Genomic DNA, 23,339 nt, shown 5'->3' with positions numbered 1-23,339 from the left:
ATGTAAATGAGGCAGAGAGCGGTAGATATTTTTATATTAAGTGGTTTTTTAGGAAGTGGAAAAAGCACCTTGTTGAAGCAGTTGCTTCAAGTTGAAAAACGAAATGAAAGGAAAATCGGGGTATTAATGAATGAATTAGGTGAGGTGAGTGTAGATTCATCGATCATACCTAACGACACTCCTCTAAAAGAAATGTTAAATGGGTGTATTTGCTGTACGATTCAAGGTGAGTTAAGTTTACAACTTACATCACTCCTAGAAGAACATGATTTAGATGCTATCTATATCGAAGCAACAGGTGTAGCTCATCCATTAGAGGTGATAGATGCATGTACTCATCCTCTACTAGCAGGAAAAGTTGAGATAAAAGCTGTGATTACAGTTATAAATGCTATCCAGTGGCATGAGGGTAAAATGAGCATAAAATTAAGAAAGCTTATGAAAAAACAAGCGGAGTATGCTGATCTCGTACTCATCAATAAAACAGATCAGGTGAACGAGTCAGTAATAGAGATGGTAAAGAAGAACGTTCAGGAGGTCAATCAATGGGCACGGATACTTCCAGTGATGTATGCAAACATTGACCCATCAATGCTATATTCTTCAGAAAACCGAAGCACTAACCGTTTTTTACCACAAGAGGTTCATGATGACTCCCATATCCACAAACATTTACATCTAAGAACGATTACAGTTCCTATGGATCGTCCAATAGATAGAGTTCAATTCGTTCAACTTTTAAAGAAAATGAACAGGCATCTCTTTCGTGCCAAAGGATTTATTCAACTAAAGGAGACACCAGGAATATTTCTATTTAATTATTCTTATGGTGAACCAATGTTTGAACGATGTGAGAAGCATTATGAACCTATTCTCGTTTTCATAGGAGATGATGAATTAGAACGAAGTAAGATTGAAAAAGAATTATTTGAAATGCAAAATATCGGAATTGGCAAGTAGTCCATGTTATTTATAGTTCTTCAACAAAGTTCTTACTATAACATAATTGAAACGAGGAGGCAGGTAAATGGCTACATGGAATTTAACGACTACTAAACATCACATCCTTATTTGCAATGGAGGTAGCTGCAATAAAGCAGGTGCGGAAGAATTAACCCAATCCGTTAGAAATGAAATTATGGCCAAGGGGTTAGATCATATCATACATACATCAAGAACTCTGTGCAATGGCAGGTGTCAAGATAAATGTGTCCTAATTACCTATCCCGATGGTCATTGGTATAAGGAGATGTCAGGTAGGGATGCACCTCGGTTGATTGATTCATTACTAAAAGGCAGTTATATAAAAGACAAGGTTAGTCATTCCTATAATGGAGAATGTTTTGTCCCTTCTGAAGAAACGATTCTAGGAGTGCACAAAAACGAGGAAATGTAAAGAAAGTATCAAAAAGGCTATAAAAATTTTTACCCTATAAATCGTAATCATTCCTGTTATTAGTCGAACTAGGGGGTAGCAATTACATGAGTACATGGTATGAAGAGCATTTTCAGACTGACTACATAAAAATTTATCAACACCGAAATGGTAAAGAGGGAAATGAACTAAAAAACCTACTTCCATTACTATCATCGAAAGGAAATAAGTCAGTACTAGATTTGTGTTGTGGCTACGGAAGACATTCTCGCTACCTAGCAGAGCAGGGCTGGAGAGTGACCGGAGTAGATCTTTCTGCACCACTGTTACAAGAGGCTATTCGTCTCTCATTAAATATGCCGATTCAATACATGAGGTGTGATATGAGAAATACACCTTTCAATGAAGAAATGGATTTAGTCGTAAATATGTTTACAAGCTTCGGCTATTTTGAGAAAGATGAAGAAAATGAAAAAGTAATCCAAGGGATAAACCGTGCTTTAAAAAGTAGAGGTCACTTTATTATCGATTATCTAAACCCTACCTTTCTTAAAAATAATCTGATTCCTTTTTCAAAAGAAGAAGTGGGCTCGATGGAACTCATTCAGTACCGAAAAATTCAAGAAGGATATGTGAATAAATCGATTATTCTAAAGTCTAAAAAAGAAGAAAAGAAGTATGAAGAGAAAATAAAATTGTACGATTTAGATAAAATGGTTTCTATGTTAACTTCTTACGGTTTTGTTATCAAAAACAAAATTGGAGACTATGATGCAAGCCCATTTGATTCTCAAAGGTCCCCACGTATGATTTTAATTTGTCAGAAGAGTATATAATATAAATAGTAATTATTACGATTAAAAGGAGAAATGAAGATTTGTACGATTGGATAATTATTGGTGGAGGAATTCATGGCTGTACTGTAGCTACTTTTTTAATCAAAAGCGGGAAAGCCGATGTTGATAAGCTACTTATCATTGATCCAAATGATGAACCACTCTTTCATTGGAAACGGAATACAAGTTTGATTGGAATGGAGTACTTACGCTCACCTTCAGTTCATCATATTGACATAAACCCTTTTAGCTTAGAGAAATACGGGAAGCCAATAAAGGAAAAAGGATTTTATGGCTATTATATGCGCCCGTCATTACAACTGTTTAATGAACATTGTGAAAGGGTGTTAAAAGAAGTGGGTGTCGATCAAGCATGGTGTAAGGGAATGGTCACTGATGTAACGAAGCATCAAGAGGGATGGAGAGTCGAAACTAGCAAGTCTCAATCATTTTTTGGAAAAAATATCGTCATCGCCTTCAATACGAGTGAACAAAATATTCCTGAGTGGGCTGAACGTATAAAAAAGAAAGTTCCAGACCAGGTCCATCATATTTTTAATGAAAGACTCGCTGACCTCAAGCAACAGGCCCCACCGATCACAGTCGTAGGAGGTGGCATCACTGCAGCGCATGTTTCCATTACACTAAGTGCGTTGTTTCCTGGTAAAGTGACACTTATAAAACGTCATGAGTTCCGGGTGCATGCCTTTGACAGTCACCCAGGCTGGTTAGGACCAAAGCATCTCCAATCGTTTAAAATGATCAAAGATTATGATGAAAGAAGAAAAATGATTCAACAAGCGAGAAACAAAGGCTCGATTCCAAAAGAACAACATCGTAAGTTACGTAAGCTAGAAAGAGAAGGAAAACTAACGATTATTACCGACGAAATCAGCTCAGCTACTGCAAATCGAAATGAGATTGAATTGAACCTGAAAAACAATAACAAGAGTATGAGTACAAACACCATCCTTTTAGCAACGGGATTTCAAGCCGTACCACAAGGGCAACAATGGCTTCAAAAACTAATAACTGAACAAAACTTACAATGTGCCAAATGTGGATTTCCAATTGTTAGTGAATCGTTAGAATGGTGCCGACATTTATATGTGTCAGGCCCACTAGCTGAACTAGAGGTAGGTCCGGTTTCTAGAAATATTTCGGGGGCCAGGATTGCTGCAAGAAAAATCGTACTAAACCAGTAGTAAAACGATGTTGGTTATCAACATCGAATGTAATCAACTATTAGAGATAAAGGGATGTGAAACCTGTGGAAAATAAGGTTCCAGTTACAGTTTTAAGTGGATATTTAGGGTCAGGAAAAACGACTTTATTAAATCATATTTTAGCGAATAGAGAGAACAAGAGAATTGCTGTCATTGTCAATGATATGAGTGAAGTGAATATCGATGCGACGATGATTAAGCAAGGTGGCTTTTCACGCACAGACGAAAAAATGGTGGAGCTTCAAAATGGTTGTATTTGCTGTACGTTGCGTGAAGATCTAATGATCGAAGTAGAAAAGTTAGTCAAGGCAGGTGATATTGATTATATCGTGATTGAATCGACCGGTATTTCCGAACCGATTCCGGTAGCTCAAACGTTTACATATATCGATGAGGAGCTTGATATTCATTTAACAGAAATTTGTAAGCTCGATACGATGGTTACCGTCGTCGATGGTAATCGCTTTTGGCATGACTTTTCATCTGGAGAAACGTTGCTGGAGCGAAAGCAAGCGACTGATGAAACCGATCAAAGAGAAGTCGTTGATCTATTAATCGATCAAATCGAATTTGCTAATGTGATTATTCTTAATAAAACTGATTTGCTAGATGATGAGGATACGGCAGAATTATTAGCTATTTTACAAAAGTTAAACCCGGATGCAAATATACTAACAAGCTCGTTCTCAAAGGTACCATTAGATGCTGTTTTACATACAGGCCTGTTCGATTTTGAAAAAGCAAGTCAAGGTGCGGGCTGGATTAAGGAGTTAAATCAGGAGCATACACCTGAAACAGAGGAATATGGTATTTCCTCTTTTGTATATCAAAGAAACCGTCCCTTTCATCCGGAAAGATGGAAAAAATGGCTAGAAGATTGGCCAGTTGATGTCGTTCGTGCCAAAGGATTTTTTTGGTTAGCTTCACGTAATCATATGGCCGGTTTACTTTCTCAAGCAGGTCCTTCATTAATGATTCAAGGTGCAGGAGAGTGGGTGGCTGTACACCCTGAAGAAGAAAAAGCACGAATACTACAAGAAGATCCTGAATTACTTAAAAGGTGGGACAAAACGTATGGAGACCGCATGACTGAAATTGCAATGATTGGTCTGGAGATGAACCGTCAAGAGGTGGAAGAGTCACTTGATCGATGTTTGCTTACTGATGAAGAAATGAACATGGATTGGTCAACGTTTATTGATGAACTTCCAGCATTTATTGAAGCTTAATAATATATCGTAGAGATGGGACAAAAGGTTGGTTTTTACCTTTTGTCTCAGCCTCTTATTTTAAACTTTCGATTAGTGAAAAGCCCATAATCGTCAAAGAGATCACCATAGCCATTTATTAAAGTGGGTATGGTGATTTCTTTGTGTATGGAAAAAACATTAGTGTGATTTTGGGCTGTTATCTTATCCAATAAAAGATAAATAGGAATAATTACGGTTTATTCTTAATACTTATAATTGTGTAAAAAAAGGAGGTTTCAAAAATGAAAAAGGTACCTGTGTTTATATTAACTGGATTTTTAGGAAGTGGGAAAACAACCTTATTGAAACGTTTTCTTGATGAGTGTTTACAAAAAAAACTTACAGCTGCTGTACTTATGAATGAAATGGGAGAAACGGATACCGATGGAAAAAGTGTTTCTAGTAAAAATCAAATCATTGAAAAGCTGCTCGATGGGTGCATTTGCTGTAACAAAAAAAGCGAAGTTACACAATCGATTGAGAAACTTCTTACATTAGAACCGGACGTTATTTTTATAGAGCTTACAGGTGTCGCAAATCCTGAGGAAGTTGCTGATTCATTAACTGAACCGGAATTATTACATCGGGTTTATCTTGAAAAAGTCATTACACTCATTGATGCAGAGCATATCCTTTCTTATAACAGTATGTTTGAATCTGACCGTGAGCTGGTACGAACGACGAGAAGGCAAATTGAAGTAGCTGATATGCAGATTGTTAATAAAGTCGACTTAGTGTCAGAAGGCATTAGATCAAAAATCAATAAACTACTAGTGAAGTATAATCCAGCAGCTACGATCTCGTATGTGAACTATAGTAACATTGATGTGACGAAGCTCTTTACGTTTTCGAACGCGAATCGGGTTACAGTTAAAATTAAAGGGACTAAACAGGAGAGCAATCATCATACAAACCACCATTCACACTCGCGTATAAACAGTATTTCACTACCACTTTTATCAATGACGACCAAAAGGGATATTGAGACGTTTCTAAAAAAATGGAAGTCTAATTTACTTCGAGCCAAAGGCTACGTTTTACTCGACGATGGTACATATCTCATTCAGCAAGTGATGAAACGACTGAGTTGGGAGCGCACAGACTACACTGGTGAACATTATTTAGTTTTAATTGGAATTGATCTCCAAAAGGAAGAAATTTTGAAGGATTGGCAGCGTGTTATTCAAAAGACAAAAGCATTTTAACTTTGAAAAAGCGTTAAGATTTTATCCAGATCTTAACGGTTTTTCTTTGGACAAAATAACACTTTTAAATCGCAATCATTTTGCTTTGTGCACTGGATGTTCCTTGTATGCACATCGCAAACGAAAGAAAAATTGGAGGCAATATGTTATGCAAATGAACTATCGTTTAGTTGAACTGATAGGATTTTTCCTTTTAGCCATTGCGGCTCTTGTCATTTTTTTTCATAACCAATTTACAATAACATCTTTTCACATACATGATTCGTTACTAAGCTTTAATATGGTTTTTCTCAGCATTTTGATTGAAGCGATTCCGTTTGTGTTAATTGGCGTTTTTATTGCGGGCATTATTCAAGTCTTTGTAACAGATGAGCATGTAAAAAGGTTAATTCCCAAAAATAAGTTTCAAGCTGTGATCATGAGTTGCTTAGTAGGGGCCTTATTTCCGGCTTGTGAATGCGGAATTGTTCCGATTGTACGCCGTTTAGTGGCCAAGGGAGTCCCCATATTTGCAGGGGTAGGCTTTCTGCTTACAGGACCTTTGATAAACCCAATTGTCATTTTTTCGACGTATATGGCTTTTGGTGAAAATGTAAAGATCGCCTTATTGCGAATGGGGCTTGGATTAGTAATTGCTATTATGATCGCTGGTATCATCTCGATCCTATTTTCAAGAAACCAACTAAAAAGAAGCAAAGAATGGCTGGCAGTCGATCAATCTAGTTCCAAACTACCTGTAGGGAAGCGGATAAAGTCGATGTTTGAGCACGCGATCGATGAATTCTTTGTTATGGGTAAATTTTTAATTGTTGGAGCTGTGTTAGCAGCATTTGTGCAAACATATATTTCAACGAAAACGATTCTAGGTTTAGGAGAAGGGATTTTGGCTTCCACTCTTGTGATGATGGGACTTGCCTATTTACTATCATTATGTTCGGAAGCAGATGCATTCATTGCAGCATCCTTCCGTCATCTGTTTCCACAAACATCTTTGCTTGGATTTTTAATTTATGGCCCGATGCTTGATTTGAAAAATACGATTATGATGATGGCCGTTTTTAATATTCGTTTTGTTATTGTGCTAATGATCATTATCACAACAACTGTGCTAGGAATTCTACTATTTGTGCATCCATGGCTATAAGAGGGGGGGAGTAAACATTTTACGTATACACCTAAGGCAATTAATTAAGGCTTTCGTATTATTATTGTTTGCAGTGTTTATTTTTATTTTACATGAGTCCGGTGAAATTGGACGATTTATCAATCCAGATTATCTTTATTTTAGTCAAATTGCGTCAGTGCTCTTTTTGTTTTTATTTTTTATTCAAGTACCGCGAATTTTCACTACTACTGAACATGATCACAGTCAATGTGGACCTTGGGGCTGTACTCATGATGATGACAATGGAGGGAGTTTTTCGCTACAAACGTTCATAAGTTATGGAATTATTATCCTTCCGTTAGTAACTGGGTTTCTTTTACCATATAAAGATTTTGGCGCAGCTGAAGCTCAAAAAAGAGGGGTCAGCTATTCAACTTATCATGATCATGGTGACCTTGAAGATCATGAATTGTTCCCTCAAGAGAAAGATATTCTTGAAATTATTAACGAACCAGCCCTTTACTTTGATAACACGAACTTTGCAGACTATCTCACCTCAATAACGACGTATCCAGAAGGCTTTATTGGAAAATCGATCGAATTGGATGGGTTTATTTTAGAAGATGATTTTCATGTCAATTCAAAACGCACTGTGATTACGAGGTTTCTTGTCACCCATTGTGTGGCAGATGCCCATGCTGCCGGAATAGTCATTGAGGATGGCTCTAGCCTTGGAATCAAAGAAAATTCATGGATTCGAGTAAAAGGAAAATTGGACGTGCAAAAAGAGGGTGAATGGCTGATCCCGGTTATCAAAGTGGACAGCTGGAAAGAAATTGATCTACCACTTGATCCGTATATCTATCCATAACTAAGGAAAAAAGGAATAGTCTTGTAGGACATTACCTCTTTCCCTAGATTTGCGACTTTAATATTCGAATTCGTGTCCAACTACATTTCCGTCGGTAAAAGCAAGTACAAGTTAACCATCTGGAAAAGGAAAGGTTATTATTTCTGTAAAAAACTCGTTAATTGCAGGAATATGGTGATTTATGTCGAAAAATATAGCTTTGAATAGGTATAAAGACTTTTTTTATTCCGGTACTATTCTAACTAATGAAGTTAAAGTTCCTATTCGATGTTTTAAAAGATATGACAAAAGAAGGGATTTTAAAATGCGTTTAGTGAGTTTGGATCGATGTGAACCTGGAATTAAATTAGGTAAGTCTATTTATAATGAAAATGGAAAAGTTCTTTTAACTGAGGGTACTGAACTGACAAAAAAGTTTATAAAGAAGTTAAAGAAATGTAATGTGACGACAATCTATATAGAGGACGAAGAGTCGGTAGGAATTGAAGTGGTTGAAGCTATTCCTGCAGAGTTACGCTGGGAAGCTGTTAATAAGATAACAGAGGGCTTTAAAACCATTGCCGAATTAGATTCACATCGCTCAAATATTCAAGGGATGATGAAGTCAGGAAGGATCATCCGTAGTTTCCAAAAAATATTTAAGGATATTTTAAATGACTTGAGTGAAAATCAGCGCACATTAAATTTACTGGCAACCACAAAGATTCACGAGAACTATGTATATAATCATAGCTTAAATGTATCAATCTATGCGTGTCAATTGGCATTAGAAAATGGTTTGCCACTTAGGAACATTGAAGAAATAGGTTTAGGTGCCATGTTACATGATTTTGGGAAGGTTTTCGTCCCGCGTGAGATTTTAAATAAGCCGGAAAAGTTAACGAAGGAAGAATACGAGCAAGTGAAGTTACACTGTGAAAAGGGGTTTGAGACTCTTCGAAAAGTACATGAAATTCCACTTCCTGTAGCTCATTGTGCCTTGCAGCACCATGAAAGGATGGATGGATTAGGATATCCTCGTGGTTTAAAAGAGGATCAAATCCACAAATATGCAAAAATATTAAGTGTTGTCGATGTATTTGATGCAGTTACAAGTTCGAGGGTTTATCGACCTGCCATGCTACCGCATAAAGGTCTTGAGATCCTTTTTGCCGGAAGTGGGACACAATTTGATCGTAAGCAGGTTCAATTGTTTACGAATTGTATTGCGATTTACCCACAAGGCCTAACTGTAAAGTTGAATGATGGAAGAGTGGGAATCGTTTCGAAATACAACTTCGGTTCAGCCGGTAGGCCTGTGATCAGGGTTATAAAAGATATGGACCAACAAGAAGTGAGTCCTTATGAAATTGATTTATCGGAAAAGGATAACCTAGCTATCGAAATCGTTGAGGCAGATGCATTAATGTGATAACTCTTAGACGTCGCTGACTGAAGCAAAAAGACTCCATTTCCTAACCTAACAGTAAATGGAGTCTTTTTTATTAAAGTTTAGTCCTTCATAGAGATAGGGTATACCATAGCAACTTTTTGCAGCAAAAAGGAGAGTATCCCACGATTTCACATAAAACTTAGTCCTTCTGGCTGTAACTTAGGTCTCTTGTCGTTGCTGTGAAGATCGGGTATGTTGAAGGAAGTTTAGTTAAATTCTCATCTACTTAAGATAAGGGAAGTGACATCAATATGGTAGAGAATGTATTGCTTACAAAAAGCTATTATAAAAAGTTTATAGATCATAACGACGATCGCCATCCAGTGAGGGTTCTATCGGAGGCCTATTTTCGGGAACAGCAACATGAAGCCGAGCTTTCTGAGATTCGTTTTTCTCAAGGTGAAGTGTATTATGACAACAAAGATTATGAGGTGGCTATTTATAAATGGAAGAAGGTTAGTGGTCATTTAGAGCCATGGGCAAAGAAAAACATTGCAGACGCTTATTATCAGCTCGGTCACTATTCAAAGGCCGAGGAGATTTACATAACGATTAAGTCGACAAACGTCACTCTAACCACTGAAGTATCTCTGCAATTATTTTCTGTATACAAACAACAAGAGAAACTCAATCAAGCGGCCAAGGTGATTCGGCAGGCTGTTGCAACGAATCCAGATTATCCAAATGTCACAGCACTTGCCCGTTCTTTCTTTGAAGAATATCGCGATTGGAGTAGTGCGATCGAATTAGCGGTTAATGAGGCGATACGAACGAAATCGACCGAATGGTATGATCGTTTAAAAGGTTATGTCGAAAAAGGATTAACGATTGCCATCGCTCCTGATTACTTTTCTGAAGCGCTACTGACGTTAGCGAATCTTGATCAAGAGAGATTTGAACAAATCGTATCAGCTTTCTGGAACAGCTATAAAAACGAAGAGTACTATTTGTCATGGCTAAGCGAATTTAATCACCTCTTCTTAAATTTAAAAGACGCTCGTGCGGAATCATCACGTCAATTATCGATCCTCTATCAAGAGAGCTATTTTGATTTGATTAGTGGGCGCTATTTTACAGACGAATTGGCAGACGTTGTTCCGAACTTGTTAACCAATTGGCTAAGCATCACGGATGCACCTTTACTCCCATCGGCAGCCGTACTCGCTTGGAATGAAACATTTTCGATGCAGGTCAGCCCTGTTGTTGTTGATGAGGCGAAAGCTTATATTGAAGCGGGTAATGGCGATTCAGATACGCTTGTCTATAATTTTGGTCTGTTTGAATCTATCATGCAGTGGGTACAGGAGCATGAGATTGAATTAGATGATCAGCTCACATCGTTAAGTGATGAAATCATCGCTACAGGAGGCGATGATCATTTCATATCACCGGGCACGAAGGCTGAAAAAAGTGAACAAATTTTATCGTTCATCCGCCAATTAATCGCTCATCTGGTCGAACAGCCGGTTGAAATTGAAAATAGCTTAGTAGAGATGGTGAACTATAACCAAGAGCTAGTAACGAAGCTAAACGGGGCAACCAACCAGGTGATTGACATTGAGAAGGAGCAAATAAAAGTAATCAAAACCTCGTTTCAAAATGGTAAAGATGAGACGCAAGCTGAGCTAAAAGTAGCGATTCCCGCGCTTTTACGTGAATGCACAGACTTGATCAAGGAAGATAGTGATTTTCGTACGATCCATGCGGAATTGAACAAACAAATGAATGAGAAGATTCAACGCTATACAGAAGAAAAACTCGCTCCTACCTTTAACAAAGCGATGCAGGATTGGCTAGAGGTAGCAGAGACAGCATTTAAGCATAGTCAATCCGCCTTAGAGGACGTGGCAGGTGGGATCAATGCTTATTACGGTGATGAAGAGATTAAATTAGTTTGTGATTTTAAAATTTTAGAGGATTGGCGACGGGATACAGATCGACTCATCAACCGGCTTGAGATTGAGGAAATCAATATTGTTAATGGATTTAAGCCAGCACAACTGCTGTTAAGAAGTTCGGGAAAGCTACTCGGTGCACTTCCAACGAATAAAGCTATGCTACAAAAGGCTTATAAAAAGTTTATCGAAAATGAAGAGTATGAGTACGTCATTGCTGAGGTTATTCAGCAGTTTAATGCCCAAGCTCAATTTATTGAAAAAGGGCTTGAGCAGGATATTACGATGTTCTTTAAACAACCGCTTGAGGTTCTTGGCAAGGCGAAAGGTCAAGCAAATGAAGCCATCCACGAAAACGAAGAGAAAATAAATGCACTGAAAACAAATCCAGAGGAGTATATGGACCCATTAAAACTATTTGAAGTTAGGTTACGTCAATCAGAATGGATGAGCTCTGAAAAACGACCTAGCTTCAACAATTCCGCTGAATGAGGACGAAGGAAATAGAGGAATAGATAGACGTGATTCTCTGTTAGAGCAGAGATAGCGTCTTTTTTTATGCCTTGCGTTAACTTAACATTTATATAGGTTGACATTATATTTTTCACATTTTATGATGTTTATGTAAACTCGTTATTTATCAAGGTTAACAATTGTTGTGGTTGAGGTGAACGAAAGTGCAAGCAGAAACCTATTTTAGTGTTCGAATGAGAGCTTCGCAAAACGGGGCCCATGAAGATGGTGGAAAACATATCTCCGGTGGTGAAGTTTTGACCACCTACCCAAATCTCAAGCAGGCTATCAATCAATTGGTAGAGAAAGCGTTAACTCATTCAAGAGGTAACCCGGATTTTATGAATGTTCAGTTCGAAGCGATTGATGAGCCGATTCAGCGAATAAAACCGTTAAAGCCAGAGACGAATGACGTAGACTCTGTTGAGGAGGGACAGGCCTTGGCCGTTAAGCTGTTAGAACAAGCAGGTGTTCCGAGGCACACTCTGAACAAAGTCTATCATCAAATGACTGAATGTTTCGGCATTAGAGGAGCGATCTTGGTCGACGTTCATTCTGGGGAACGACTTGATTCTAAAAAAGGGGTTCGCGTCTCTCGGATGGATTGGTTGAATGCTGATTTTGAGAGGTGGACGAGTGAACACAATCTACCAAACAGCCCGCGCTTGAAAGAGGCGCTTACGCTGGCATCAAAAGTGTGTCATCACCCGGTAACAATTGCGGAATTATGCTGGTCAGATGACCCTGACTATGTAACAGGTTACGTCGCAAGTAGGAAGCACGGTTATCAACGGATTACGAGATTAAAAGAATATCAGGATGAACGAGGCTGTCGAATCTTTTTTGTCGATGGCAAAGCAAATATCAATACATACATGAACTACTTAGAGAAACAACCAATTTTTGTGGAGATGGAGGGCAAACAATGACACATGAACTCATTGAAAAAAGCAAAAAGCACCTTTGGTTACCTTTTACACAAATGAAGGATTACGACAAGGACCCGTTAATTATTGAGAGCGGTCAAGGCATTAAAGTGAAAGATATTGACGGAAAAGAATACTATGACGGCTTTTCGTCTGTTTGGCTAAATGTCCACGGACATCGCAAGAAGGAATTAGATGATGCGATTATAAAACAGCTTGACAAAATCGCGCATTCGACGTTGCTAGGGATGACAAATGTTCCCGCGACAGAGCTTGCTGAAAAATTAGTTGAGCTTAGCCCCGACAATTTAACACGGGTCTTTTATTCTGATAGTGGTGCGGAGTCAATGGAGATCGCACTTAAAATGGCGTTCCAATATTGGAAGAATATTGGTAGACCCGAAAAGCAAAAATTTATCTCAATGAGAAACGGTTATCACGGTGATACCGTAGGTGCTGTCAGTGTTGGGGCGATTGATCTTTTCCACCACGTCTATGGTCCACTCATGTTTGAGAGTTATAAGGCACCGATTCCAAATGTCTATCGATCTGAAACGGGTGATCCTGATCGATGCCGTGATGAATGTTTAGCAGCACTTGAACAATTATTGAAGGAAAATCATGAAGAAATCGCTGCTCTATCCATTGAATCAAACGTGCAAGGAGCGGGTGGTTTCATCGTCATGCCAGAAGGCTACTTGGCTGGTGTCCGTGAGCTTTGCACAAAGTATGAAGTTTTAATGATCGTTGATGAGGTTGCGACTGGCTTTGGTCGAACAGGTAAAATGTTTGCCTGTGAGCATGAGGGGGTTCAGCCCGATTTAATGGCAGCTGGAAAAGGGATTACTGGTGGCTATTTACCGATCGCCGTTACATATACAACAGAGGAAATCTATCAGGCGTTTTATGATGACTATCAATCATTGAAAACCTTTTTCCACGGGCATTCGTATACTGGAAATCAGCTTGGCTGTGCCGTTGCCATTGAAAATATTCGTTTGTTTGAATCCGAAAACATACCCGAGCAAGTCGCCAAAAAGTCCGAGGAGCTAAAAGGAATACTAGAGGAGTTGTACACCCTCACTCATGTTGGTGATATTAGGCAGCTTGGATTTATGGTTGGGATCGAGCTCGTTCAAGCAAAAGAGACGAAAGAACCTTTTCCAGCAGAAAAGCGAGTCGGCTATCAAGTATCATTAAAAATGCGAGAGTTAGGGATGTTAACGAGACCAATGGGCGATGTGATCGTCTTTATGCCACCACTAGTCAGTACGGCTGATGAACTGAAAGCAATGGTAGCGATTATGAAAGAAGCGATTGATGAGGTGACAACAGGTGAGCTTTGATCAATCGTTGCAGCTCCGCTTAGACGAGACGAAGAAGGCTGGCTTGTACCGGAGCTTACGAACAATGAAGACAGCGCCAGGATCAGAAGTTGAGATGGACGGTGGAAAGAAACTCATCTTTGCTTCCAATAATTATTTAGGACTTGCAGGTGAGGAATCATTGGTAGAAGCCGCAAAAGTGGCCCTGTATCAGTTTGGTGTAGGGAGTAGCGGCTCACGCCTAATCACAGGAAATAATGAGTGGCATGAACGACTTGAACAACGGCTTGCACAGTTTAAACAAACAGAGGCCGCACTCTTATTTTCGAGTGGCTATTTAGCGAATCTAGCCGTGCTCACCGCTTTACCTGAAAAAGGGGACGTTCTTTTAAGTGATCAATTCAACCATGCAAGTATCATTGATGGCTGCCGTCTCTCTAATGCTGACACGATCGTTTACAACCATATTGATATGGCCGATCTTGAAAAAAGACTGCAAGCAACCGCATCGTATCAACGACGGTTTATCGTAACGGATGGGGTGTTTAGTATGGATGGGACGATCGCGCCGCTTGATCAGATCATGACGCTTGCTAAAGAGTATGACGCTTACGTGATTGTTGATGATGCTCATGCCACCGGTGTGTTAGGAGCAAAAGGCCGGGGGACAAGTGAATATTTTAACGTTTCACCAGACGTTGTTGTCGGTACATTAAGCAAAGCCGTTGGGACAGAGGGAGGCTTTGTCTCAGGATCGCAAACGTTAATTGAGTTTTTGGTTAACCATGCGAGACCATTTATTTTCCAAACGAGTCTACCGCCCGCAAGCTGTGCCATTGCGTATCATGCCTTGGAAATGATTGAGGCTGGGGAGGAAAAGCGCCAACGGCTCCGCCAAAAAATCAAGCAGTTAAAAACAGGATTAATCAAGCTTGGTTATACAATCAAGGGAGATGATACACCGATCATACCAGTCATCATCGGGGAAGCGAGTAAGGCTGTTCTGTTTGCTAAAGGACTTGAAGAAAAAGGAATATATGCACCAGCGATTCGCCCTCCAACCGTACCGGATAGAGAAAGCCGGATCCGCTTAACAGTGACAGCGGATCATACGTCAGCGCAAATTGATTACCTCCTCAAATCATTTGAACAAATAGAAAAGGAGCTGCTCGTGCAATGAAAGGTGTTTTTATTACGGGAACAGATACGGATGTTGGAAAGACGATGGTCGCTGGTGGCCTTGCAGCCGTTTTAAAAGAGCAGAAGGTTGATGTCGGGGTTTTTAAGCCGTTTTTAAGTGGCATTTCTCGTGATCATCCAGAAAGTGATACACGAGTTTTAAAGGAGATGTCAGAGTCACCTCTTTCACTTGAAGAGGTCACGCCTTTTGCGTTTAAGGAACCACTTGCCCCTTTTGTAGCCGGAAAGCTCGAAGGTAAGCATGTCGCAATCGAAGCTGTGCTCGATCATTGGAAAAAAATTCGTAACCATCATGAGTTTTTTATCGTTGAAGGGGCTGGTGGGATTTCCGTACCCCTCGGTGAAAATTATTTAGTAAGTGATTTAATTAAAGCTTTACAACTGCCCATTGTCATCGTTGCAAGACCAAATCTCGGCACGATTAATCATACCTATTTAACGGTAGAGTACGCAAAAAATATCGGGCTTGATGTAGCAGGGATCGTTATAAACGGCCGTAGTGGCGATGAGGATCTATCAGAAAAAACGAGTCCAGCGCTGATTGAGAAGCTTTGTCGTGTTCCGATTTTAGGGGAAACTCCAAAACTTCGCGACTGTTCAAAACCACGTGTGAAACAAATGATCAAGGAGCAGGTCGACCTTGGCTTACTTGTGAAGCAGCTAGGGCTCTCGGATACTAGTGTTAGTAAGTAGGTGACAGATGGATCGAATTCTGAGGATAAGGGAGAGGGAGAAATGATCAAACTAGACACGCAAAACCAAATCGAACCAAAGACGAATCCATTCAATTCTGCAGCGTTTGTAAAGAACCCATATCCTTTTTACGATCAGCTAAGGTCTGAACATCCAGTTTCTAAGCGGACGCTTTTCAAATATCCAGGTTGGTATATTACTGGGTATGAGGAAACGGTAAAGGTATTAAAAGATACTCGCTTTAAAAATCGGCCCCCTATTCCGCAAACATCGAAACGATATCGTGATCTAGCAAATGTCCAGAAAGATATGTTAGTGTTTAAAAATCCACCTGATCATATGCGGTTACGTAAGCTCGTTAGTCATGTGTTTACACCGCAAATGGTGAATCGGTATCACTTCTACATTGAAGAAACTGTTGATCAATTACTAGGTTCCGTTCAAAACGAGAAGCGTATGGATGTTGTCTCAGACTTTGCGTTTCCGTTGACGAGCATGGTCATTGCGAACATCGTTGGTGTACCTGAAGAAGACCGCCATTTATTTCGAGAATGGACGGTTACCTTACTGCGCACGATTGACCTTAATCGCACGCGCAACTCACTTGCTAACGGAAATGAGACGACAGCCGCTGTCCATGCTTACTTCTTAGACCTTATCAATAAGCGAAGGGATCATCCAACCGATGATCTTATTAGTAAGCTTATTAAACAAGAGCAACAGGGAGATGCATTTACAGATGACGAAATAGTGGCGACTTGTTTGTTACTAGTGATCGCAGGGCATGAAACAACGGTGAATCTAATTAGCAACTCAGTGTTCACGTTGGCAAATCATCCTGATCAAATGGAGAAGCTAAAGGAAGCGCCAGCGATGATCGAAACCGCGGTTGAAGAGTTTTTACGTTATGAAAGCCCGACACAGATGCTAGCGCGTGTCGCATCAGAGGATATTGAAGTCAATCAGCAAATCATTCGCGAAGGCGAGCAAGTCTATCTTTTTCTCGGGGCGGCAAATCGTGATCCAAATGTGTTCGAAGACCCTCATCGACTTAATTTAGCAAGGAACCCAAACCCTCACGTTGCGTTTGGTGTTGGGAATCATTTTTGTTTAGGCTCAACCCTTGCTCGAATAGAGGCTAAAGTAGCTATACATGCCTTGCTTAAGCGAACGTCGACGATTCAACTAGCGACATCTGTTCCAAAATGGAGGAAGCTCACTGCTTTTCGTTCACTAAAAGAATTGCCGATTACATTCCCTTGAATCTTGATCCTAACAGGCAAAACATAAAACCATGAGCTTCATTTTTCCTAAAAAACAGATGTGTATGCAGGAATAAGATCATATGCACTTGAATTAAGTAACTATTCTGATTATTGTAGAGGAGTGGTTACGCTGAGTAAGAAATTAAAGTTTAGCGTTCAAGGTGAGTCAGAAGGTATGACAACAGAGGTGTCAACAGCAAAGCATAAGGTGATCATTGATGAAGTCGCGCAAATGGGTGGGAAGGATAGCGGTGCCAATCCACTAGAAACATTGCTCGCTTCCTTAGCTGGTTGTAAAAATGCGACAGCGAATGCAGTGGCAAGGGAAATGGAGTTTGATCTTAAAGGGATTACGTTTACAATCGAAGGTGAGTTTGACCCGCGCGGTTTTAAGGGTGATTCATCCGTACGGACGTATTTTGAAACCGTTTGGATTGAAGCAAACGTTTCAACTAGTGAACCAGAGGAACGAGTGAAAGATTTGCAAAGGCAGGTTGAACAACGCTGTCCTGTATACAACTTGTTAAAGGCGGCAAATGTTACGCTGCATGATACATGGTCAAAAGCGTAAGGGAGAGTTAAAGGATGTGACGACGCGATCTCTAGTTGGAGTATGGGGAAGCGTCGTTTTTTTATGGTTTGAAAGGTACAGCTGTGAGTTTGTAGTGCTTTTCAAAAAGATGAGGTTTGTTGAAATAGAGTACAGAGGGTCCGCACCGGAGATGTACCACTTTACAGACAATAAAGGTAGCCCATACTACCTTTTGTCGGAGCTTTATTTCACGGGTAACGCGAAGAGGTCGTTCTTCCTGTTACCTGTACCCTTGAAGTGTAGCCAATGCTTGCTCGGCGATCACTTGATAGCCTTTGCTATTTGGGTGATAATCAAATGACAGCAGGTACGCGTGGTTTTGCTCAAATAGAGGATAAATATCAACATAGTTTATAAGGTTGGAATGATAGCTTTTGAGGATGTTATTGTACTTGTGGATAAAATAATCACTGTATGGATGCTTTGGAAAAGGATTATATAAGCCTATGAGCTGAATTCTATATGATTTTTTTGGTGACAGAGCTTTGATCGCTTTGATTTCAGCTAAAATGAGCTGTAGGTTAACCGCAAATTGGTTAACACTGTGTTCAAGGGCGTGCAGATGATAGCCCCTTCGATACGCTTGCAGAAGGTCATTGCCTCCGATCGTAATCGTGATCAGGTCAGCCTCGGCAATGGCGTTACGAGTATCGATTCTTCGTAAGCGTGCAAGTAATTCGGCTGAGGTGAGACCTGCCTTCCCTTTACTCTTGACAGCAACTGGGACGTGGTAGAGGTGCTCGAGCATTCGTGCATAGCGCTTCACAAACCCTAGTGAAAAGAAGGCGCCAACACCGGTCGTTAACGAGTCTCCTAACGCGGTATACGTAACGTGCATTCCTCTCCCTCCTATGGATCTAGTTTCTTATAGTTTATGTATGGAGTGGAGGAGATGAGAAGGCGACTATCCTTGTTGCGAATACCGATACAAAATTGGAAAGAAAATCGTTGCTTATTTGCTTTTTGAGTCGGTAAATCTTCAATCTAGCGGGGATCAACCAGTTATTATTATTGTCCCTTCACGATATGTTTGCCCTTACACTTCGCACAAATTGTGAACATCATTGAAGCGTTGAATGATTAGGAATATTTTTACTACAAATAAATTCAAACATATGTTATAGTTCATCTTACTGTGTTTTTTCACTAAATACTGAGAGTAGGTAGTTCTTTTATACATAAAGGTGGTTTCTATGGAGTGTAGCAAGGTTGTTATAATTTCTGATTGTCTTTCCGTACGGACATCAATGGCGAAAATCTTGAAAAGTGATGGGAGATACTCTGCATTGACGGTGGAACCGGCAAATGTTGAAGCAACATTTCATGATTCGCAGCCTCAAGCATTTGTTATCTATCATGATGATGCGAGTGAGAATATCTGTGAGACGATCAAAAAGATACATAATGCGTATGCTCATGCAAAGGTTTTGTTGCTTTCAACGGCACTTGAACAAAGTGAATTGCGTACATTCATTTCGCATGGATTAACAGCGGTTTTATATCTAGATGGGTTTAAACAGACCGTACATCAAGCTATCGATGTGATTGAACATGGTTACTATTACTTCGATAACAAGGTGATCACATTCATATTAAATGATTACCAAAACATGCTAAAGGGCGATCAGAGTGAAGCAGCCCCATTAGTAAGAGAACGATTTTCAGGACGTGAAATGGAAGTCCTGCAATTACTTGCCAATGGGTGGAGTAATCAGGCGATTGCAAATGCTCTTTATTTAAGCAAATATACTGTCTATAACCACGTCAGAAACATCATTATGAAAATGGGTGTACAAGACCGGACAACAGCTGCTGTCTATGCCATCAAGCATCAATTAGTCAGCCTGAGTGATAGTACGATAAAAGATCCCACATCACCTAAAAAAATGGCTGTAAAATAGACGATCAGCCCAATCACTGAGGGCGAACCGACATAGGGTGTTAGTGTAGCATTTAGAAGGTGGTGTTGTATAAATGTTTGGACCTGGTTTCGGTGCCGCAGCAGGCGCTACAGCAGGGCTTGGTGCAGCTCCAGTAGCGGGACCCACAGCTCCTCTTGCTGGTGCAGCTCTAGGTGCAGGTTATGGTGCAGTTACTCCTGATCACGGTGTCGGTCATGGCTATGGTTATGGCGCAGGACCAGTAGGAGGCTACGGAGCAGGATTTGGAGCAGGTCGAGACTTTGCTTTAATTGTCGTGTTGTTTATTTTATTGATCATTATCGGTGCAACGATCACACCAGTTAAATAAGTATAGTTTAATGAGGAGCAGTCTAAAACGAAGACGTTTAGGCTGCTCTTTTTATCTTTAACCAAGGTTTTAGCAGTGGAGTTTCTTTGGGAAATCGGTATGAAGGGAACGTACCTATACATAGCAATATAGATGATAGAAAGTATCAAACGATCATTCAAGGCAATAGAAATGAACGAGTTTCTATATTATACTAGGCTTACATGAAGTGTAAGATTTTGGATGAATCCTAGTTACTAATAATGGTTTAGAAAGGAAGTAGAATATGAATGATGCGCGCGCCTCTGTAACGTTGTTGGCAGGGTTTCAGTGGCTTTTTTTTATGTTTGCAAACACAGTTGTAATTCCGATTTCTGTCGGTGAGGCGTTCGGTTTAAATCAGGTTGAGATCGTATCTGCGATGCAGCGGTCGTTTATGTTTACGGGTATCGCTTGTATCCTGCAAGGGCTGATCGGCCATCGCTATGCGATTATGGAAGGACAATCTGGTTTATGGTGGGGCGTGATTTTAAGCTTAACGGCAACCGCAAGCACGTTGCCTATCAGTCTAGCAACGATTGGCGGTAGTATTGCCGTCGGGGCGATTTTTGCTGGATTACTTGTCTCAACACTCGCTCTTTTTGGCTTAGGAGATCTTTTGAAAAAATGGTTTACACCGGTAGTCATGTTTGTTTTTCTATTATTGCTTGCCAACCAGCTTATTTTTATCTTTTTACAAGGGATGCTTGGCTTAAATGAGAGTGATCATATCAATGTGACTGTTGCTAGTTTTTCGATTGTGCTAGCTACGCTAACGATCGTACTTAATATAAAGGGAAGAGGGGCAATCAGTAACCTGTCGCTCCTTATTGGAATGGTCGTCGGTTGGATCGGAGCGTTTCTCCTTTTTCCGGGTGAGATTGCAACACCAGTTCAAGCGTCACCATTTGTAAGTTGGTGGTTTCCATGGGGAGCTCCGGCACTCGAGTGGGGGATCGTCTTTACGATTGTATTGACGGGACTATTAAATACGACAAATACAATTGCGACATTAAAAGGGGCAGAGGATATTTACGAACAAAAAACAACAGCAAAGCAATACCGAGCTTCACTGCTGCTTTCTGGGACGTATACATCAGCTTCAGGTTTTCTTGGCTTAGTCCCTTATGCACCGTATGCATCTTCATTAGGTTTCTTACAATCTACCGGGATTAAAGAGAGAGCACCATTCTTTTTAGGTTCTATCTTTTTTATCCTATTAGGCATCATTCCGTCGTTAACTGCATTTCTAGCAACGATCCCGCATAGCGTAGGTAACACGATTCTATTTGTTGCCTATTTGCAACTCTTCGGTTCAGCATTGCGGAATTTGGAAGGCTTACGTTTTACGCCAAAAACGGTCTATCGAATTGCATTACCGGCGTTACTTGGTATGACGATTATGAACATTCCAGCTGAAGCTTTCACAACAATCCCCGAGCTTGCGCGACCGTTGCTATCTAACGGGTTGTTAATGGGCATCTTATGTGCGCTTCTAACAGAAGGCATTTACCACGCCAGTGCAGCTAAAAAAACGGCAACAACTAAGGTGCCTGGCACCATGTAGTGGGTGCCAGGCACCCACTACATGGTACCTTTAAAACGCTAGGCCAGTATGGCGGGCATATGATTTTCCGAGACGGTAGTAATGGTCGACGATCTTTTCATTTAAATGTTTGTGTTCGTCGGGAACTGGGGGAAGGTTGTCTGCATCTTCTTGACGCCAAATAACTTGTCCTGGTGCAACAAAGCGGTTATCAGCAATTGAGACGCCATTGGTCACCGTTGCTCCGTGCATGATCACGCAATTACGTCCAATTACTGCATCATAAATATTGGCATGCTGACCTACAAATGTGTTTTTGCCTATAAATAATGGACCATGGACAGCCGCATGATGCAAGATACTGTTTGCGCCTTCTAGAAATACACCCCATTTTTGATCATTAATTTCGACATGTTCTCTCCCAGGATGGACATGCATCAGAACGTAATCTTGAATGTTTGTATAAGGACCAACATAATACGGATAACCAGAGTCGGCACGTAGTAAATTTTTAAAACCGACAAAGACATCATCGCAAATCGTGATGTTACCAATAATCATGGAGTCGGTGCCGACGACCGCTTTACTACTAATCGTCGGAGCACTTATACTTGTCACTTCATCGACAGGTGGGTTTTGATAGAATATCGGATATGGATACATGAGGACAACTCCTTTTTAAAATCTTCTCCCTATCATCGTATGTAAGATTTGATTTACTAGAACGTCTCATTCAATATCTGCTAGGCGAAAATGACCATTCCTTCTAAATTGTAGCTCTATATGTATAGAAAACTAGAAATCGGCAATAGTGATACTAGAAACGACTACAATAGGCTACTTTCGTACATAGAAACTAGAGCAGCTTTAAAAAGGGGAAATGGATGTGGATTTTTGGACGGGTGCAGAGGATTTGTCAATCATAGGCTTTTTAATACGTGGAGTCATTGTCTATGCTTATATCTTTATCGTCATAAAAATACTAGGTCAGCGTTCAATGGTATCATTTCATCCAATTGATTTTATCTTTGCGGTCATCATTGGGGATGTTGTCGGTGAGCCATTATCGAGTGGTGATATTGCGCTCGGCGGCCCGTTAGCCGCTGCATCGTTAATTGCGGGCTTACATTTAGTGTTGAGTTATCTAGCTTTAAAGGATGAACGTATTCGTCGAGTTGTTGATGCCGAACCAATCATCATCATTAGAAAAGGTCAAATACTCGTTAATGAGCTACGTAAAGCAAAGCTTACGGTTGAGTCAATGATGATGGATTTGCGTTTAAATCAAGCAAGTGATCTTGCAGAAATAGATTATGCGATTCTTGAACCAAATGGACAGATTAGTGTGATCAAAAAATCGAAGTTTGGTGGATTAACCCCAGATGATATGAAACAGACGTTGCCTGATAAAGGTTTTCCATCGATTCTAGTACTAGAAGGACGTATGAACAAGCCAAAGATGGAGCAGTTAGGACTATCGACTGAAGAAGTAGAGAAGCTTGCTGAGCAACATGGCTTCAAAAATAGTAAAGAAATATTCTTAATGACGATTGATGAACGTGGTGGGATCTACGCCTGTGGTGAAGAACATAGTGGTAGAGTGATGCCGGGCTCATAGAGTGGGGTTATCAATTCAAAAACAATCATTTAAAATGAAAAGTAGGTGGTTCTACGGAGGGCTCCCTACTTTTTTGTATTTTCACTATATTTGAACGACAAATTGTGATAAATTTAAATAAGACTTTTGTTGGAGATCGTATCCATTTAAGCAAACATGCAAAGGTTTACATTGTGGGGTGAGCGATAAGGTTTTACA

General features: G+C 40.2%; 22 protein-coding genes. 20 read left to right on the top strand and 2 right to left on the bottom strand.

All coding sequences use genetic code 11. The features are described 5' to 3' along the window. Window positions 1-6 precede the first annotated feature (6 nt). The 16 genes from KH400_RS01915 to KH400_RS01840 all read left to right on the top strand — a co-directional run bounded on the left by KH400_RS01915 (window position 7) and on the right by KH400_RS01840 (window position 17,688). Window positions 7-960, top strand: a complete 954-nt coding sequence (locus KH400_RS01915; protein ID WP_217221482.1) for a CobW family GTP-binding protein — start codon at window positions 7-9, stop codon at window positions 958-960. Between the two features lie 67 nt (window positions 961-1,027). Then, window positions 1,028-1,396 (top strand): (2Fe-2S) ferredoxin domain-containing protein, encoded by a 369-nt coding sequence (locus tag KH400_RS01910; RefSeq protein ID WP_217221481.1) that lies wholly within the window; start codon window positions 1,028-1,030, stop codon window positions 1,394-1,396. An 86-nt stretch (window positions 1,397-1,482) separates the two neighbouring features. Further along, on the top strand, window positions 1,483-2,211 hold the full coding sequence (locus KH400_RS01905) for a class I SAM-dependent methyltransferase (protein WP_217221480.1): 729 nt from the start codon (window positions 1,483-1,485) through the stop codon (window positions 2,209-2,211). A gap of 41 nt (window positions 2,212-2,252) precedes the next feature. After that, window positions 2,253-3,416 (top strand): NAD(P)-binding domain-containing protein, encoded by a 1,164-nt coding sequence (locus tag KH400_RS01900; protein WP_217221479.1) that lies wholly within the window; start codon window positions 2,253-2,255, stop codon window positions 3,414-3,416. A 65-nt stretch (window positions 3,417-3,481) separates the two neighbouring features. Beyond that, window positions 3,482-4,666 carry a GTP-binding protein gene (locus KH400_RS01895; protein WP_217221478.1) on the top strand — a complete coding sequence of 395 codons (1,185 nt, stop codon included), beginning with the start codon at window positions 3,482-3,484 and terminating at the stop codon, window positions 4,664-4,666. A gap of 263 nt (window positions 4,667-4,929) precedes the next feature. Further along, window positions 4,930-5,892, top strand: a complete 963-nt coding sequence (locus tag KH400_RS01890; RefSeq protein ID WP_217221477.1) for a CobW family GTP-binding protein — start codon at window positions 4,930-4,932, stop codon at window positions 5,890-5,892. A gap of 154 nt (window positions 5,893-6,046) precedes the next feature. Then, on the top strand, window positions 6,047-7,036 hold the full coding sequence (locus KH400_RS01885) for a permease (RefSeq protein WP_438821096.1): 990 nt from the start codon (window positions 6,047-6,049) through the stop codon (window positions 7,034-7,036). Then, on the top strand, window positions 7,017-7,868 hold the full coding sequence (locus KH400_RS01880; protein ID WP_217221475.1) for a TIGR03943 family putative permease subunit: 852 nt from the start codon (window positions 7,017-7,019) through the stop codon (window positions 7,866-7,868). Before KH400_RS01885 ends, KH400_RS01880 begins: the two co-directional genes overlap by 20 nt. A gap of 304 nt (window positions 7,869-8,172) precedes the next feature. Beyond that, window positions 8,173-9,279, top strand: a complete 1,107-nt coding sequence (locus tag KH400_RS01875; RefSeq protein WP_217221474.1) for an HD-GYP domain-containing protein — start codon at window positions 8,173-8,175, stop codon at window positions 9,277-9,279. 272 nt (window positions 9,280-9,551) lie between these two features. After that, window positions 9,552-11,687, top strand: coding sequence for a tetratricopeptide repeat protein (locus tag KH400_RS01870; protein ID WP_217221473.1), 2,136 nt, complete (start codon window positions 9,552-9,554; stop codon window positions 11,685-11,687). A gap of 185 nt (window positions 11,688-11,872) precedes the next feature. After that, complete coding sequence (locus tag KH400_RS01865; protein WP_217221472.1) at window positions 11,873-12,637, top strand: 6-carboxyhexanoate--CoA ligase; 765 nt, start codon at window positions 11,873-11,875, stop codon at window positions 12,635-12,637. Beyond that, entirely contained in the window at window positions 12,634-13,980 is a 1,347-nt protein-coding gene (bioA, locus tag KH400_RS01860; RefSeq protein ID WP_217221471.1) for an adenosylmethionine--8-amino-7-oxononanoate transaminase, read from the top strand. The genes KH400_RS01865 and bioA overlap by 4 nt, the downstream gene beginning before the upstream one ends. Further along, window positions 13,970-15,139: an 8-amino-7-oxononanoate synthase gene (bioF, locus tag KH400_RS01855; RefSeq protein ID WP_217221470.1), complete on the top strand. Its 1,170-nt coding sequence runs from the start codon at window positions 13,970-13,972 to the stop codon at window positions 15,137-15,139. The genes bioA and bioF overlap by 11 nt, the downstream gene beginning before the upstream one ends. Beyond that, entirely contained in the window at window positions 15,136-15,852 is a 717-nt protein-coding gene (gene bioD / locus KH400_RS01850; protein WP_217221469.1) for a dethiobiotin synthase, read from the top strand. The genes bioF and bioD overlap by 4 nt, the downstream gene beginning before the upstream one ends. Before the next feature lie 42 nt (window positions 15,853-15,894). Continuing rightward, entirely contained in the window at window positions 15,895-17,115 is a 1,221-nt protein-coding gene (locus KH400_RS01845; protein ID WP_217221468.1) for a cytochrome P450, read from the top strand. A gap of 177 nt (window positions 17,116-17,292) precedes the next feature. Next, the gene (locus tag KH400_RS01840; RefSeq protein WP_217221467.1) at window positions 17,293-17,688 is read left to right on the top strand and encodes an OsmC family protein; all 396 of its coding nucleotides are present in this window, start codon (window positions 17,293-17,295) and stop codon (window positions 17,686-17,688) included. 241 nt (window positions 17,689-17,929) lie between these two features. Here the strand turns inward: KH400_RS01840 and KH400_RS01835 are convergent, their stop codons facing one another. Beyond that, entirely contained in the window at window positions 17,930-18,547 is a 618-nt protein-coding gene (locus tag KH400_RS01835; protein WP_217221466.1) for a GDSL-type esterase/lipase family protein, read from the bottom strand. A gap of 454 nt (window positions 18,548-19,001) precedes the next feature. Between KH400_RS01835 and KH400_RS01830 the strand changes: the two genes are divergently transcribed. From KH400_RS01830 to KH400_RS01820, 3 genes are all read left to right on the top strand, one after another. Continuing rightward, a complete protein-coding gene (locus tag KH400_RS01830; protein WP_312889003.1) occupies window positions 19,002-19,610 on the top strand; it encodes a LuxR C-terminal-related transcriptional regulator in 609 nt (202 codons plus the stop codon). 73 nt (window positions 19,611-19,683) lie between these two features. Continuing rightward, window positions 19,684-19,959 (top strand): YjcZ family sporulation protein, encoded by a 276-nt coding sequence (locus KH400_RS28370; RefSeq protein WP_217221464.1) that lies wholly within the window; start codon window positions 19,684-19,686, stop codon window positions 19,957-19,959. A gap of 265 nt (window positions 19,960-20,224) precedes the next feature. After that, window positions 20,225-21,544, top strand: coding sequence for a uracil/xanthine transporter (locus KH400_RS01820; protein WP_217221463.1), 1,320 nt, complete (start codon window positions 20,225-20,227; stop codon window positions 21,542-21,544). Between the two features lie 30 nt (window positions 21,545-21,574). Here the strand turns inward: KH400_RS01820 and KH400_RS01815 are convergent, their stop codons facing one another. Next, a complete protein-coding gene (locus KH400_RS01815; RefSeq protein ID WP_217221462.1) occupies window positions 21,575-22,186 on the bottom strand; it encodes an LbetaH domain-containing protein in 612 nt (203 codons plus the stop codon). Between the two features lie 223 nt (window positions 22,187-22,409). Between KH400_RS01815 and KH400_RS01810 the strand changes: the two genes are divergently transcribed. Then, window positions 22,410-23,141 carry a DUF421 domain-containing protein gene (locus tag KH400_RS01810; protein WP_312888999.1) on the top strand — a complete coding sequence of 244 codons (732 nt, stop codon included), beginning with the start codon at window positions 22,410-22,412 and terminating at the stop codon, window positions 23,139-23,141. Window positions 23,142-23,339 lie beyond the last annotated feature (198 nt).

Origin of the sequence: Desertibacillus haloalkaliphilus (assembly GCF_019039105.1) — a bacterium.
Taxonomy (GTDB): Bacteria; Bacillota; Bacilli; order Bacillales; family KJ1-10-99; genus Desertibacillus; species Desertibacillus haloalkaliphilus.
Note: the sequence above shows the minus strand (reverse complement) of the source record. Positions and strands in the feature narration are given on the sequence as shown.